The sequence below is a fragment of the Pseudomonas kermanshahensis genome (assembly GCF_014269205.2).
GTDB classification, from domain to species: Bacteria; Pseudomonadota; Gammaproteobacteria; order Pseudomonadales; family Pseudomonadaceae; genus Aquipseudomonas; species Aquipseudomonas kermanshahensis.
The window spans coordinates 5,450,707-5,463,999 of sequence record NZ_JABWRY020000001.1 but is presented as its reverse complement, the minus strand read 5'-3'; the positions used below and the strand labels follow the sequence as shown (position 1 = coordinate 5,463,999).

Genomic DNA, 13,293 nt, shown 5'->3' with positions numbered 1-13,293 from the left:
GAAGGCTTGTCAGTGGGGGCTGGCAGCGGTTTTTGCGGCACCTTGGGGCCCGCGGTGACGATCACCAGTTTATCGGCTGACAGGTGTTTGTTCATGGCGGCCTTGACCTGCTCGACGGTGAGCGCCTGGGACTGCTGCATGAAGTCCTCCAGCCAGGTCAGCGGCAGGTTGTAGAAGCCAATGGCCCCCAGTTGGCCGACGATACTGGCGTTGCTGGCATTGGACAGCGGGAAGCTGCCGGCCAGCTCGCGCTTGGCATCGTCCAGCTCTTGCTGGGTCGGGCCGCTCTTGAGGTAATCGGCCAGGATGTCCTGGACCAGCTTGAGGGTGCCTTCGCTGAGTTCTGCGCGGGTTTGCAGGTTGATCATGAACGGGCCACGTACCTGCATCGGGCTGAACACCGAGTAGACGCCGTAAGTGAGCCCGCGTTTTTCACGCACTTCGCTCATCAGGCGGGTGCCAAACGCACCACCGCCGAGGATCTGGTTACCCAGCGACAGGGCCGGCCAGTCCGGGTCCTGGCGGTCGATACCCAGCTCGGCCAGCATCAGGTGGGTCTGCTTGGACGGGAAGTCGATGTGGGTCAGGCCCGCCTTGGGGTCGGTCGGTTGGGCCGGTGCAGCCAGCGCCGGGCCTTTCGGCAGGCCGGCGGATACCTGGGCGGCAATGGCTTCGGCTTCGGTGCGGCTGAGGTCGCCGACCAGGGCGATGACCGCGTTGCCGGCCGAGTAGGCCTTGGCGTGGAAGGCGCGCAACTGTGCCAGGGTGATGCCGTTGATGCTCTCGGCGCTGCCGTCGCTCGGGTGGGCGTACGGGTGGTCGCCGTACAGCTTGCCGAACAGGGCCTTGCCCGCGAGCTTGCCGGGGTTCTGCTTGTCGTATTCGAAGCCGGCCAGCATCTGGTTCTTGATGCGCTTGAGGGCGTCCTCGGGGAAGGTCGGCTTGCCTGCCACTTCAGCGAACAGCTTAAGCGCCGGTTCGCGCTTGTCCTTGGTGCTCAGGCTGCGCAGCGATGCCACGGCCATGTCGCGGTACGAGCCGTTGCCGAAGTCTGCGCCCAGGCCCTCGAAGCCTTCGGCAATAGCGGTCACGTCCTTGCCGGCCACGCCCTCGTTGAGCATGGCGTTGGTCAAGGCGGCCAGGCCTGGCGTGCCGCCGTCCTGGCTGCTACCGGCGGCGAAGGTGACGCGCAGGTCGAACATCGGCAGTTCGCGGGCTTCGACGAACAGTACCCGGGCGCCTTCGGCGGTGTTCCAGTGCTGGATGTTCAGTTGACGTCGGCTGGGGGCCTTGCCGTCCAGTTCGGCCAGCGACTGCAGGGTATTGGCCGGGCGGGCCGCGGTGCTGTCAGCCTTGGCCGCGTTGTCGGCCAGGGCCGGGGCCGTCAATACCGCCGCCAGCGCCAGGGCGCGGATGCCCGTCGCCAGCAGGGTGTGGCGTGGTGCGCTGCGATCACTCATGAGCGGACTCCTCGGGCAATACATGGGCAACGCTCAGGCGTTCGCGGGTGAAATAGGTGCGCGCAGCGTTCTGGATGTCTTGCGGGGTCACGCGCTTGAGCTCGTCCAGTTCGCTGTCGATCAGCTTCCAAGACAGGCCCACGGTCTCCAGCTGGCCGATGGTGGTGGCCTGGCTGCTGATGGAGTCGCGGTCGTAGACCAGGCCGGCGATCACCTGGGCGCGCACGCGTTCGAGTTCTTCGGCGCTGGGTGGGGTGGTCTTGAGTTCTTCCAGCAACTGCCAGATGCCCTTTTCCACGTCTTCCATGGTTTTTTGCTTTTGCACGTTCGGCGTGGCCGAGATCAGGAACAGGCTGTCGCCACGGGTGAAGGCGTTGTAGCTGGACGACGCACCGGCCACCAGCTCCTGGCCACGCTCCAGGCGGGCTGGCATCCGTGCGCTGTAGCCGCCATCGAGCAGGGCCGAGATCAGGCGCAGGGCATGCACCGTGCGCGGGTCCTTGGCGGTCGGCAGGCCAGGTACGTTGAAGCCGTAGATCAGGCTCGGCAACTGGGTGCGCACGTGTAAGGTCAACTGGCGTTGGCCGGGTTCGGCCAGCTCAAGCGGCAGCTTGGCGGGCGGCACCGCACGCTTGGGAATGCCGGCGAAGTACTTTTGCGCCAGGCCCTTGACCTCATCGACGGTGACATCGCCGACCACCACCAGGGTGGCATTGTTGGGCGCATACCAGGATTCGTACCAATGGCGCAGCTCTTCGACCTTCATGCGGTCGAGGTCGGCCATCCAGCCAATGGTCGGGGTGTGGTAGCCACTGGCCGGGTAGGCCATCGCGCGGAACAGCTCGAACGCCTTGGCATTGGGCTGATCGTCGGTGCGCAGGCGGCGCTCCTCTTTGATCACTTCTATTTCGCGGCTGAACTCGTCGGCGGGCAGGCGCAGGCTGGCCAGGCGATCGGCCTCCAGCTCAAGGGCCACTGGCAGGCGGTCGCGGGCCAGCACTTGGTAATAGGCCGTGTAGTCGTCGCTGGTGAAGGCGTTCTCTTCCGCACCCAGGTCGCGCAGGATGCGCGAGGCCTCGCCGGGGCCGACTTTGGCGCTACCCTTGAACATCATGTGTTCAAGGGCGTGGGACAGGCCGGTCTGGCCCGGGGTCTCGTAGCTGGAGCCCACCTTGTACCAGATCTGCGAGACCACCACCGGCGCGCGGTGATCTTCGCGCACGACCACCTTGAGGCCGTTGTCGAGGATGAATTCGTGGGTCGGTTGCACATCGGCGGCGAAGGCCGCGAGCGGCAGGCAGAGCGTGCCGAGCAACAGGCCAGCGGCGCGGCGGGCTAGAGCATTCATACGGTGTTTAACCTGTTCGGCGGCCCGCAGGGTTTAGCGTCGGCGGGCCAGGAGGTGCTAGGATACTGATCCGGTTGCCTGGCGACCATGCCTGTCGCCGTTCTGGCCCACAGGACACTAAGACAAAACGTTGCGCATGAACCAGCCGGCTTCAAGATAGTCTGTTCTGCGTATAGAGAATTCCCGATGCGTCATTGCTGGCGCATCGCTACCCTGAGATAGCCGTCCTCCATGTTTGGTTCCAACGACGACAAAAAAGCGCCGGCCGAGTCTGGCGAAAAGAAAGGCCTGTTCAGCTGGTTTCGCAAGAAGCCGCAGCAACCTGTCGCCGAACAGCCGCAAACACCCGAGCCACAGGCTGAAGAGCCGGTAGCAGCGCAGCCTGCCGTCGAGCAGCCTGCTGTGGCGCCGGCCGAACCGGTGGCCGCACAAGCCCCTGTTGCGCCCGAGCCGCCTCAACCTGTGCCGGCCCTGGCTGACCCTGAGCCTTCTCAGCCTGCCCAGCCCCCTGTGGCGGCGAGCATGCCCGCGAACGCGCAAGCCAGTGCGCCGCAGGTCGAACGCCCAGCGCCGGTGGTGACTGCCCCCGAAGCCCCGGTAATTCGTGCCGTCGAGCCGCCTGTCAGCAATCTGGTATTGCCCGTTGCCGAAGAGCCTGTGGCCCTGGTGCCGGACCTTGAGCCCACGGCCCCGCCTGCAATTCCTGAGCGCCCAGTGGTCGAGCCTGCCGCGCCGGTGGTTGCCGAACCCGCCCCGGTCGCGGCTCCAGCCCCTGCTCCAGCTCCAGCTCCCGCTCCGGTCGACCCTGAGCCCGTTGCCGCGCCGGTCGCCACTGAACAGTCCAAACCCGGCTTCTTCGCCCGCCTCAAACAGGGCCTGTCCAAGACCAGCGCCAGTATCGGCGAAGGCATGGCCAGCCTGTTCCTGGGCAAGAAAGTCATCGATGACGACCTGCTCGACGAGATCGAGACCCGCCTGCTGACCGCCGACGTTGGCGTGGAAGCGACTTCGGCCATCGTCCAGAACCTGACCCAGAAGGTCGCCCGCAAGCAGTTGGCCGATGCCGATGCGCTGTACAAGTCGCTGCAGGAAGAACTGGCCGCGCTGCTGCGTCCGGTCGAGCAGCCGTTGAAGATCCAGGCGCAAAACAAGCCCTACGTGATCCTGGTGGTCGGCGTGAACGGCGCCGGCAAGACCACCACCATTGGCAAGCTGGCCAAGAAGCTGCAGCTGGAAGGCAAGAAGGTCATGCTGGCTGCGGGCGACACCTTCCGCGCCGCGGCGGTCGAGCAGTTGCAGGTTTGGGGTGAGCGTAACCAGATCCCGGTAATCGCCCAGCACACCGGTGCCGACTCGGCCTCCGTGATCTTCGACGCCGTGCAGGCCGCCAAGGCTCGTGGCGTCGACGTGCTGATCGCTGATACCGCCGGCCGTCTGCACACCAAAGACAACCTGATGGAAGAGCTGAAGAAGGTGCGCCGAGTGATCGGCAAACTCGACGCCGAGGCGCCGCACGAGGTGCTGCTGGTGCTCGACGCCGGCACCGGCCAGAACGCCATCAGCCAGGCCAAGTACTTCAACCAGAGCGTCGAACTGACCGGCCTGGCCTTGACCAAGCTGGACGGCACCGCCAAAGGCGGCGTTATCTTCGCCCTGGCCAAGCAGTTCAGCATTCCGATCCGTTTCATCGGTGTGGGTGAAGGTATCGACGACCTGCGCACCTTCGAAGCCGAGCCGTTCGTCAAAGCGCTGTTCGCCGAGCGAGAGCATCCATGATCCGATTCGAACAGGTTGCCAAGCGCTATCCCAATGGCCATGTAGGCTTGCATGAGCTGAGTTTCCGGGCGCGCCGGGGCGAATTCCTGTTCGTCACCGGGCACTCGGGTGCCGGTAAGAGCACCTTGCTGCGCCTGCTGCTGGCCATGGAGCGCCCGACCAGCGGCAAGCTGCTGCTGGCAGGGCAGGACCTGGGCCAGATCAGCAATGCGCAGATCCCGTTCCTGCGCCGGCAGATCGGTGTGGTGTTCCAGAACCACCAGTTGCTGTTCGACCGCACGGTGTTCAACAACATCGCCTTGCCGCTACAGATCCTCGGCCTGTCCAAGGCCGAGATCACCAAACGCGTCGACTCGGCCTTGGAGCGTGTCTCGCTGGCCGACAAAGGCGAACTGTTCCCGGCCGATTTGTCCACGGGGCAGCAACAACGGGTCGGTATCGCACGTGCCATCGTCCATCAGCCGGCCCTGTTGCTGGCCGACGAACCCACCGGCAACCTTGACCCGCGCCTGGCCGCAGAGATCATGGGCGTGTTCGAAGACATCAACCGCCTGGGCACCACGGTATTGATCGCCAGCCACGACCTGGCATTGATCGCGCGCATGCGGCATCGCATGCTGACCCTGCAGCGCGGCCGTTTGATCGGCGATGGGGAGGCCGGGCAATGAGCACTACACGTACGCCGAAAGTTTCCGAACGGGTTGCGCCGAAACCCGCCGACCCGCAACCGGCGAAGAAAAAGCGCGACGACGATGACGGCCCAGATTTCCGCACACTGCTGCACGCCTGGCTGGAAAGCCATCGCGCGAGCATGGCCGACAGCTTGCGTCGCCTCGGCAAGCAGCCGATCGGCAGCTTCTTCACCTGCCTGGTAATGGCAGTGGCGTTGAGCATGCCCATGGGCCTGTCGTTGCTGCTGAAGAACGTCGAAAAGCTCGGCGGCTCCTGGCAGCGCGCCGCGCAGATTTCGCTGTACCTCAAGCTCGACGCTGGCAGCAAGGAAGGTGAAGCGCTGCGCGACGAGATCAAGCACATGCCCGGGGTGGCCGACGCGCTGTATGTCAGCCGCGACCAAGCGCTGGAAGAGTTCCAGCAGCAGTCCGGCCTGGGTGAGGCGTTGCGCGAGCTCCCCGAGAACCCGCTGCCTGGCGTGGTGGTGGTGACCCCGACCGAGGTCGACAAGCCAGCACTTGAAGCCTTGCGTCAGCGCCTGTCGGAGCTGCCAAAGGTCGAAGTGGCACAGCTGGACCTGGTCTGGGTCGAGCGCCTGGCGGCAATCCTGAAGCTGGGCGATCGCTTTGTCTTCGGCCTGGCTGTCATGCTGATTTCTGCGCTGCTGTTAGTAATCGGTAACACAATTCGTCTACATATTGAAAACCGCCGTACCGAGATCGAAGTGATCAAGCTGGTCGGCGGCACCGATAGCTATGTACGCCGGCCGTTCCTGTACATGGGCGCCTTGTATGGCCTGGGCGCGGGGCTGTTGGCCTGGGGCATCCTGGCATTCGGCCTGAACTGGCTGAACCAGGCGGTCGTCGGGCTCTCCGGGCTGTATGGCAGTGACTTCGCCCTGGGTGGGGTGCCGGCGTCCGATGGTCTGTCGCTCTTGATCGGAGCGGTACTGTTGGGGTATATCGGTGCATGGATCGCGGTCGCTCGCCATTTGAATGAGCTGGCGCCACGATAGTTTTTCCCGTGCCAGCATTGACTTTATTACCGTTTTGGGAACTTGTTTACCGGTTTCCGGTCAATGTTTGCAGTGCCCACAAGGCGCGAGTCTAGTAAGTCGGAGGTTCTTGAATGACCACATCGTTGCAACCTGCCTATGCCCTGGTGCCCGGTGCAAACCTGGAAGCCTATGTGCACACGGTCAACAGCATCCCGCTGCTGACGGTCGAGCAGGAGCGTGATCTGGCCGAGCGTCTCTATTACGAGCAGGATCTTGAGGCCGCTCGGCAAATGGTGATGGCCCACCTGCGTTTCGTCGTACATATCGCCCGTAGCTATGCAGGCTACGGCCTGGCCCAGGCTGACCTGATCCAGGAAGGCAACGTCGGCCTGATGAAGGCCGTCAAACGCTTCAACCCAGAGATGGGCGTGCGCCTGGTGTCCTTTGCCGTGCACTGGATCAAGGCCGAAATCCACGAATTCATCCTGCGCAACTGGCGCATCGTCAAGGTGGCGACCACCAAGGCCCAGCGCAAACTGTTCTTCAATCTGCGCAGCCAGAAGAAGCGCCTGGCCTGGCTGAACAACGATGAAGTTCATCGCGTGGCAGAGAGCCTGGGCGTCGAACCGCGTGAAGTGCGCGAGATGGAAAGCCGCCTGAGTGGTCAGGACATGGCCTTTGACCCAGCGGCGGAAGCCGATGATGACAGCGCGTTCCAGTCGCCTGCGCATTACCTGGAAGACCACCGCTACGACCCTGCCGTACAGCTTGAGGATGCCGACTGGAGCGACAACTCCACCAGCAACCTGCATGAAGCGCTGCAAGGCCTGGACGAGCGCAGCCGTGACATTCTCTACCAGCGCTGGTTGGCGGAAGAGAAGGCGACGTTGCATGAGTTGGCGGACAAGTACAGCGTGTCGGCTGAGCGTATTCGTCAGCTGGAAAAGAATGCGATGAACAAGGTCAAGGCGTTGATCACGGTGTGATTCACGTTTGGCTGTACCAAAAAGCCGCTGGCCTGAAGAGGGTTGGCGGCTTTTTTGTTTGTGTTGGCTTTACGGGCCCTTTCGCAGCACAAGGCTGCTCCTACAGGTATGCGCCGGACCTGTAGGCGCAGCCTTGTGCTGCGAAGGAGCCCGCAAAGCCCGTCGATGATTCAAAGCCTGCGCGAAGCATCCAGCTGCATCAGGTAGCTAGGCCCACCCAACTGGCTCATCTGCCGCCGAATCCACCCGGCCCGACTGGCCACATAGGCGCTGGGCCGGCTGGCGCTCCACTTGATCGGGCTGGGCAATACCGCAGCCAGTTGCGCGGCCTGTTGCCGATTCAGCCGGCTGGCGTCGACCCCGAAGTGGTAGCGCGCCGCCGCCTGGGCGCCAAACACGCCATTGCCCCATTCAGCGCTGTTCAGGTAGACCTCGAGGATGCGCTCCTTCGACCAGAACAGCTCGATCAGCGCTGTGAACCAGGCTTCCAGGCCCTTGCGGAACCAACTGCGGCCCGACCACAGGAACAGGTTCTTGGCCACCTGCTGGGTCAGCGTGCTGGCCCCGCGAATGTTGCCGCCGCGTTCGTTGTAGGCCAGCGCTGCCTGAATGGCCGGGATGTCAAAACCCCAATGGGTGGCGAACTTCTGGTCTTCACCGGCAATGACCGCGACCTTGAGCTCATCGGAGATGTTCTCCCACGGTTCCCAGTCGCGCTGCAGGTCGATGGGCTCGCCATTCAGCCAGGACTCGACCTTGCGCTCGGCCATCAACGCCGTGCCGGGGGGCGGCACCCAGCGAAACACCAGCACCAATACGATACTGCCGGCAGCGAACCAGAGCAGGGCGCGAGTGAGGCGGCGGATAAGGGATGGCAGCATGTCGATGGCTTGGCCGGGCGGGTGGAACGGGCCATTATACAGACCCGATAGAAGGAGTCGTCCCATGCTTCGCAGCTTCCTCATGCTTGCCGCCTTTTTCGGCTTTACCGGTGTGGCCCTGGGCGCTTTCGCCGCGCATGGGCTGAAAAACCGCCTGACGCCAGACTACCTGGCCATCTTCCACACCGGCGTGACCTACCAGTTGGTGCATGCCTTGGCGATTTTCGGTGTTGCCGTGCTGGCAGCGCATTTGCCGGGGCGCCTGGTGGGCTGGGCCGGCGGTCTGTTCGCGCTGGGTATCCTGCTGTTCTCCGGTAGCCTGTACCTGCTGACCCTGACAGGCGTGAGCAAGCTCGGCATCATCACGCCCTTTGGCGGCCTGTGCTTCCTCGCAGGGTGGCTGTGCCTGGGCCTGGCAGCCTGGCGGCTGGGCTGACCGAGTGGTCCACAATCGCGACTAATGGCGTGCACCGGCCTTGGGTAAACGGGGTGTTCGGCGCTAGAATGCGTGCCCCAAAGCACAATGGTGGCCGTGCGCATGCGCATTCAACTGAACGGTGAACCTTACGAACTGCCCGCTGGCGAAAGCGTCGCGGCCCTGCTGACGCGCCTGGACCTCACCGGGCGCCGGGTAGCAGTGGAACTCAACCTGGATATCGTGCCGCGTAGCCAGCACGACAGCACTGCGCTGAACGAAGGCGACCAGGTTGAAGTGGTCCACGCCATCGGCGGCGGCTGATAGCGGCTCGGCGGTTCACACGCAAGCCCAGTAACCTTTTCCCGAGGAACAACGATGAGCAACGTTCGTAGCGACAAGCCCTTTACCCTGGCCGGGCGCACTTTCCAGTCGCGCCTGCTGGTCGGCACCGGCAAATACCGTGACATGGAAGAAACCCGCCTGGCCATCGAGGCCTCGGGTGCCGAGATCGTCACCGTCGCTGTGCGCCGTACCAACATCGGTCAGAACCCGGGCGAGCCGAACCTGCTCGATGTGCTGCCACCCGACCGTTACACCATCCTGCCGAACACTGCGGGCTGCTACGACGCTGTCGAAGCCGTGCGCACTTGCCGCCTGGCCCGTGAACTGCTGGATGGCCACAACCTGGTCAAGCTGGAAGTGCTGGCCGACCAGAAAACCTTGTTCCCCAACGTGATCGAAACCCTCAAGGCCGCCGAAGTGTTGGTCAAGGACGGTTTCGACGTGATGGTCTACACCAGCGACGACCCGATCATCGCCCGTCAGCTGGCCGAAGCGGGCTGTATTGCGGTCATGCCACTGGCTGGCCTGATCGGTACCGGCCTGGGCATCTGCAACCCCTACAACCTGCAGATCATCCTCGAAGAATCCAAGGTGCCGGTGCTGGTCGATGCCGGCGTGGGTACTGCCTCCGACGCCACCATCGCCATGGAGATGGGCTGCGAGGCGGTGCTGATGAACTCGGCCATCGCCCATGCCCAGCAACCGGTGTTGATGGCTGAAGCCATGAAGCACGCCATCGTGGCAGGTCGCCTGGCCTACCTGGCCGGCCGCATGCCGAAGAAACTCTATGCCAGCGCCTCTTCGCCGCTGGATGGTCTGATCAAGTAAGAGCTCCTGATGACTGAATCGCAAGAAACGCCGATCACCGCCGAAGGCGAAGAGCGCCCACACCGTCGTATCAAGAGTTTCGTGATGCGCGCCGGGCGCATGACCGAAGGTCAGCAACGCGGCCTGGACCAGGGTGGCCCCCTGTTCATCCTGCCCCTGGCCGACAGCCCGGTGGACTACGACCAGGTGTTCGGCCGTTCGGCGCCGCGCACCCTGGAGATCGGTTTCGGCATGGGCCACTCCCTGCTGGAGATGGCCGCTGCCGCGCCTGAGCAGGATTTCATCGGTGTCGAAGTGCACCGTCCGGGCGTTGGCGCGCTGCTCAATGGCGTACTGACCCAAGGGCTGAAGAACCTGCGGGTGTATGACTGCGATGCCATCGAAGTGCTCAACCGCTGCGTGGCCGATAACAGCCTCGACCGTTTGATGCTGTTCTTCCCAGACCCTTGGCACAAAGCGCGCCATCACAAGCGCCGCATCGTGCAGCTGGAATTCGCAGAGCTGGTACGCCGCAAGCTCAAGCCGGGTGGCGTGTTCCACATGGCGACCGACTGGGAACCGTATGCCGAGTACATGCTGGAAGTGATGAGCGCTGCGCCCGGTTACCGTAACCAGGCGGCGGATGGCGCGTATGTGCCACGTCCGCAAGAGCGGCCGATCACCAAGTTCGAGCGCCGTGGTGAGCGCTTGGGGCATGGGGTTTGGGATTTGAAGTTCGAGAAGGTGGATTGATTGGGCGCTTGAGCCTTTCGAGCTCAGCCTGCTGAAATGACAGACAAAAAAAACCGCCTGAGAAGGGCGGTTTTTTTATTGAAGCGATCAGACTGAGGATCCTTCGCTTCGGGCTTTCACTGAAAGACCCCGTACTCATCCGGATCTTGTTTGTACTCAAGACCGCGAGGGATTCTGTGGGAGCGGGTTTACCCGCGAAGAATGCGACGCGGTATATGGCACGGGCTTCGCCCGTGTTCGCGGGTAAACCCGCTCCTACAGGGAAAGTGAAGTGCTGTAGTCGTGCCTTACCCCCGCCGATCAGCCACCACGCCGATCAACACCAGCACCACCAGCAGCACGGGTGCCAACGCATAATTATTGAACTGGCCCAGCCCCTTCACCACCCACGGGGTGGCATAGATCAGCGCTGCGCCGCTGCCGATCATCACCAGCAGGGCCATGAACGGCACGCGCAGGGCGCCGGCCAGGCTGCCCAGGCGTTGTTCCACCGTGGCTTTGATATCGGTGCCGAACAGCACCAGCAGGCAGCCTACCAAGGCCAGCGAAATCTCCGACAGGTTGCTGCGGCTCCAGCGGGAAGCCGTTGCAAGCAGATCAAGTACCAGGTCCATGGGTCATCCTTAGGTCAAGAAATACTGCAGCAGGTCATTGAGGAACAACTGGCCGCGCGGCGTGGCCACCAATCGATCCGGTTCGACCTGCAAAAGGCCCTTTTGTTCGGCCGCGCGACGGGCCTCGGCCAGTTGCGCCAGCGGCAGGCCGGTGCGCTGGGTGAACAGTTCGGCTTCGACGCCATCGGTCAGGCGCAAGGCGTTCATCAGGAACTCGAAGGGCAGCTCGTCCGCCGGCAGCCGCTTTTCGCCAGCCTTGAACGGTTTGGCCAGGTTCAGGTAGTCCTTGGGCAGGCGGGTTTTCCAGGTCCGCAGGATGCGCCCGTCAGCGAAGGTCAGCTTGCCGTGGGCACCCGCGCCGATGCCGATGAAATCACCGAAGCGCCAGTAATTGAGGTTGTGCTTGGCAGCACGGCCTGGCTGGGCATAGGCCGACACTTCGTACTGGCGGTAGCCGTGCTCGGCCATCAGGCTTTGGCCGGCCTCCTGGATATCCCAGAGGATGTCGTCTTCTGGCAGCTCGGGCGGTTGGTTCCAGAACACCGTGTTCGGCTCTACGGTCAGCTGGTACCACGACAAGTGGGTCGGCCCTAGGGCGATGGCCTGGCGCACGTCACCCAGCGCGTCGTCCAGCGACTGGTCGGGCAGGCCGTGCATCAAGTCCATGTTGAAGTTGTCGAACCCGGCCGCGCGCGCCATGTCGGCGGCGCGGATCGCTTCGTCGCCGTTGTGGATGCGCCCGAGCGCCTCCAGCTTGGCGGGCTGGAAGCTCTGCACGCCGATGGACAGGCGATTGATGCCCGTCTGCCGGTACGCCTTGAACTTCTCTTGCTCGAACGTACCAGGGTTGGCCTCCAGGGTGATTTCGATGTCAGGCGCGAACGGGATGCATTGTTCAACGCCACGCAGCAGCCGCCCAAGGGCGTTGGCACTGAACAAGCTCGGCGTACCGCCACCGAAGAAGATCGAGCTGATCGGGCGGCCTTGTACGGCTGCCAGCTCTTGATCGAGGTCGGTCAGCAGGGCGTCGACATAAGCCTCTTCAGGCAGCTCTGGGCCCGCCGCGTGGGAATTGAAGTCGCAATAAGGGCATTTGCGTACGCACCACGGGATGTGGATGTACAACGCCAAGGGCGGCAGCACGGCGAAACCAGCCGCACCCGCCGGGTGCGGTTGGATGGACAACGTTTCGATCATGCCAGGCCCAGGCGTTGACGCAGCAGGACCATGGCGCGGGCGCGGTGGCTGAGCTGGTTCTTGTCGACAGGGGCGAGGTCCGCACTCGAGCAATTGCGCTCTGGCACCCAGAACAGCGGGTCGTAGCCAAAGCCGTGCTCACCGCTGGCCTCAAACATGATGCGCCCGTGCCACAGGCCTTCGCACAGGATCGGCAGCGGGTCGTCGGCGTGACGCACCAGCGCCAGCACGCAGACGAACTGAGCGCCGCGCTCGGCCTCGGGCACGTCTTTCAAGGCGTCCAGCAGCTTGGCGTTGTTTGCCGCGTCACCCTTGCCATCGGCATAGCGAGCAGAATAGATACCCGGCGCGCCGCCGAGGTAGTCCACGGCCAGGCCCGAGTCATCGGCCAGTGCTGGCAGGCCAGAGATGCGCGCGGCATTGCGTGCCTTGAGAATGGCGTTCTCGACGAACGACAGGCCGGTTTCCTCTGGCTCGACCTGGCTGAATTCACCGATCGAGCGCAGCTGTACGGACGCGCCAAGCATGGCCTGGAGTTCCTTGAGTTTGCCGGCATTGTGGCTGGCCAATACGAGTTGCTGGAAATTCATCATTCGCCTGGGAACACTTCCTGGTTGAAGCTGAGAGAGTTACTGATGCCGCCGGTTTCGACATTGATGTCGAAGGTCACGGTTTCTGGCTGTTCGATCTTGAACTGGGCGATGTAGTAAATCGCGCCCTGTTCGGTGATCTGCTTGAAGGACAACGGGCTGCTGCGCCCGGTCAGGTCTTTCACCGTGCCGCTGACGACCGCCATGGCCGGCTTGTTGGCCTTGATCACGGCAATGTTGAGCACGCCCTGGTTCTTGCTGCGCACCAGGCCCGTGGCCGCGGCCACCTCCGGCGTCAGCATGCTTGAGGTGAACGCGCTGTAGTGTACCGTCACGTCGCCAAACACTTCCTTGCGCTCGGGACGGGCGGCATCGGCAGCCAGTACAGGCAGGGCCAGGCACAGGCTGATCAGGAACAGGGCTAGGCGACGCATGGTACGATTCCTCCGGTG

At 63.5% G+C, this 13,293-nt stretch carries 15 protein-coding genes; 8 read left to right on the top strand and 7 right to left on the bottom strand.

The window, feature by feature from the left end; genetic code table 11:
* Together HU764_RS24415 and HU764_RS24410 are read right to left on the bottom strand one after the other, a co-directional pair.
* Window positions 1-1,460, bottom strand: a 1,460-nt coding sequence (locus HU764_RS24415) for a M16 family metallopeptidase (protein WP_217835015.1), incomplete at its 3' end; no start/stop codon positions are given.
* Window positions 1,453-2,808, bottom strand: coding sequence for a M16 family metallopeptidase (locus HU764_RS24410; RefSeq protein WP_186683357.1), 1,356 nt, complete (start codon window positions 2,806-2,808; stop codon window positions 1,453-1,455). The genes HU764_RS24415 and HU764_RS24410, both read right to left, overlap by 8 nt.
* Window positions 2,809-3,039: 231 nt before the next feature.
* On the opposite strand from HU764_RS24410, the gene ftsY reads away from it, so the two are divergent.
* From ftsY to rpoH, 4 genes are all read left to right on the top strand, one after another.
* The gene (ftsY, locus tag HU764_RS24405; protein ID WP_186702456.1) at window positions 3,040-4,584 is read left to right on the top strand and encodes a signal recognition particle-docking protein FtsY; all 1,545 of its coding nucleotides are present in this window, start codon (window positions 3,040-3,042) and stop codon (window positions 4,582-4,584) included.
* Window positions 4,581-5,252 (top strand): cell division ATP-binding protein FtsE, encoded by a 672-nt coding sequence (gene ftsE, locus HU764_RS24400; RefSeq protein WP_027592328.1) that lies wholly within the window; start codon window positions 4,581-4,583, stop codon window positions 5,250-5,252. Before ftsY ends, ftsE begins: the two co-directional genes overlap by 4 nt.
* Window positions 5,249-6,271: a permease-like cell division protein FtsX gene (ftsX, locus tag HU764_RS24395; RefSeq protein ID WP_085272240.1), complete on the top strand. Its 1,023-nt coding sequence runs from the start codon at window positions 5,249-5,251 to the stop codon at window positions 6,269-6,271. The genes ftsE and ftsX overlap by 4 nt, the downstream gene beginning before the upstream one ends.
* Window positions 6,272-6,384: 113 nt before the next feature.
* Complete coding sequence (gene rpoH / locus HU764_RS24390; protein ID WP_023378197.1) at window positions 6,385-7,239, top strand: RNA polymerase sigma factor RpoH; 855 nt, start codon at window positions 6,385-6,387, stop codon at window positions 7,237-7,239.
* A gap of 170 nt (window positions 7,240-7,409) precedes the next feature.
* Here the strand turns inward: rpoH and mtgA are convergent, their stop codons facing one another.
* Entirely contained in the window at window positions 7,410-8,120 is a 711-nt protein-coding gene (gene mtgA, locus HU764_RS24385) for a monofunctional biosynthetic peptidoglycan transglycosylase (protein ID WP_027592330.1), read from the bottom strand.
* A 64-nt stretch (window positions 8,121-8,184) separates the two neighbouring features.
* Here mtgA and HU764_RS24380 point away from each other — a divergent pair, with 64 nt between their 5' ends.
* From HU764_RS24380 to trmB, 4 genes are all read left to right on the top strand, one after another.
* A complete protein-coding gene (locus tag HU764_RS24380; protein ID WP_027592331.1) occupies window positions 8,185-8,556 on the top strand; it encodes a DUF423 domain-containing protein in 372 nt (123 codons plus the stop codon).
* 102 nt (window positions 8,557-8,658) lie between these two features.
* Entirely contained in the window at window positions 8,659-8,859 is a 201-nt protein-coding gene (gene thiS, locus HU764_RS24375) for a sulfur carrier protein ThiS (protein WP_033693942.1), read from the top strand.
* A 54-nt stretch (window positions 8,860-8,913) separates the two neighbouring features.
* The gene (locus HU764_RS24370; RefSeq protein WP_027592333.1) at window positions 8,914-9,708 is read left to right on the top strand and encodes a thiazole synthase; all 795 of its coding nucleotides are present in this window, start codon (window positions 8,914-8,916) and stop codon (window positions 9,706-9,708) included.
* A 9-nt stretch (window positions 9,709-9,717) separates the two neighbouring features.
* Window positions 9,718-10,440: a tRNA (guanosine(46)-N7)-methyltransferase TrmB gene (gene trmB / locus HU764_RS24365; RefSeq protein ID WP_027592334.1), complete on the top strand. Its 723-nt coding sequence runs from the start codon at window positions 9,718-9,720 to the stop codon at window positions 10,438-10,440.
* A 287-nt stretch (window positions 10,441-10,727) separates the two neighbouring features.
* Here trmB and HU764_RS24360 read toward each other — a convergent pair whose 3' ends face one another.
* From HU764_RS24360 to HU764_RS24345, 4 genes are read right to left on the bottom strand one after another with little or no spacing between them, the layout of a single operon-like run.
* On the bottom strand, window positions 10,728-11,054 hold the full coding sequence (locus HU764_RS24360) for a DUF3392 family protein (protein WP_027592335.1): 327 nt from the start codon (window positions 11,052-11,054) through the stop codon (window positions 10,728-10,730).
* 9 nt (window positions 11,055-11,063) lie between these two features.
* Window positions 11,064-12,251 (bottom strand): radical SAM family heme chaperone HemW, encoded by a 1,188-nt coding sequence (gene hemW / locus HU764_RS24355; protein WP_186702455.1) that lies wholly within the window; start codon window positions 12,249-12,251, stop codon window positions 11,064-11,066.
* Window positions 12,248-12,844, bottom strand: a complete 597-nt coding sequence (gene rdgB, locus HU764_RS24350) for an RdgB/HAM1 family non-canonical purine NTP pyrophosphatase (protein WP_099430691.1) — start codon at window positions 12,842-12,844, stop codon at window positions 12,248-12,250. The genes hemW and rdgB overlap by 4 nt, the downstream gene beginning before the upstream one ends.
* The gene (locus tag HU764_RS24345; protein WP_186676962.1) at window positions 12,841-13,275 is read right to left on the bottom strand and encodes a DUF4426 domain-containing protein; all 435 of its coding nucleotides are present in this window, start codon (window positions 13,273-13,275) and stop codon (window positions 12,841-12,843) included. The genes rdgB and HU764_RS24345 overlap by 4 nt, the downstream gene beginning before the upstream one ends.
* Window positions 13,276-13,293 lie beyond the last annotated feature (18 nt).

Bases quoted from the DNA above. Each gene is read 5' to 3' on its own strand.
- HU764_RS24360 (WP_027592335.1), bottom strand. From the start codon at position 11,054: ATGGACCTGGTACTTGATCTGCTTGCAACGGCTTCCCGCTGGAGCCGC.
- trmB (WP_027592334.1), top strand. From the start codon at position 9,718: ATGACTGAATCGCAAGAAACGCCGATCACCGCCGAAGGCGAAGAGCGC.
- ftsE (WP_027592328.1), top strand. From the start codon at position 4,581: ATGATCCGATTCGAACAGGTTGCCAAGCGCTATCCCAATGGCCATGTA.
- ftsX (WP_085272240.1), top strand. From the start codon at position 5,249: ATGAGCACTACACGTACGCCGAAAGTTTCCGAACGGGTTGCGCCGAAA.
- thiS (WP_033693942.1), top strand. From the start codon at position 8,659: ATGCGCATTCAACTGAACGGTGAACCTTACGAACTGCCCGCTGGCGAA.
- HU764_RS24370 (WP_027592333.1), top strand. From the start codon at position 8,914: ATGAGCAACGTTCGTAGCGACAAGCCCTTTACCCTGGCCGGGCGCACT.
- rpoH (WP_023378197.1), top strand. From the start codon at position 6,385: ATGACCACATCGTTGCAACCTGCCTATGCCCTGGTGCCCGGTGCAAAC.
- HU764_RS24345 (WP_186676962.1), bottom strand. From the start codon at position 13,275: ATGCGTCGCCTAGCCCTGTTCCTGATCAGCCTGTGCCTGGCCCTGCCT.
- hemW (WP_186702455.1), bottom strand. From the start codon at position 12,251: ATGATCGAAACGTTGTCCATCCAACCGCACCCGGCGGGTGCGGCTGGT.
- ftsY (WP_186702456.1), top strand. From the start codon at position 3,040: ATGTTTGGTTCCAACGACGACAAAAAAGCGCCGGCCGAGTCTGGCGAA.
- HU764_RS24380 (WP_027592331.1), top strand. From the start codon at position 8,185: ATGCTTCGCAGCTTCCTCATGCTTGCCGCCTTTTTCGGCTTTACCGGT.
- HU764_RS24410 (WP_186683357.1), bottom strand. From the start codon at position 2,808: ATGAATGCTCTAGCCCGCCGCGCCGCTGGCCTGTTGCTCGGCACGCTC.
- rdgB (WP_099430691.1), bottom strand. From the start codon at position 12,844: ATGATGAATTTCCAGCAACTCGTATTGGCCAGCCACAATGCCGGCAAA.
- mtgA (WP_027592330.1), bottom strand. From the start codon at position 8,120: ATGCTGCCATCCCTTATCCGCCGCCTCACTCGCGCCCTGCTCTGGTTC.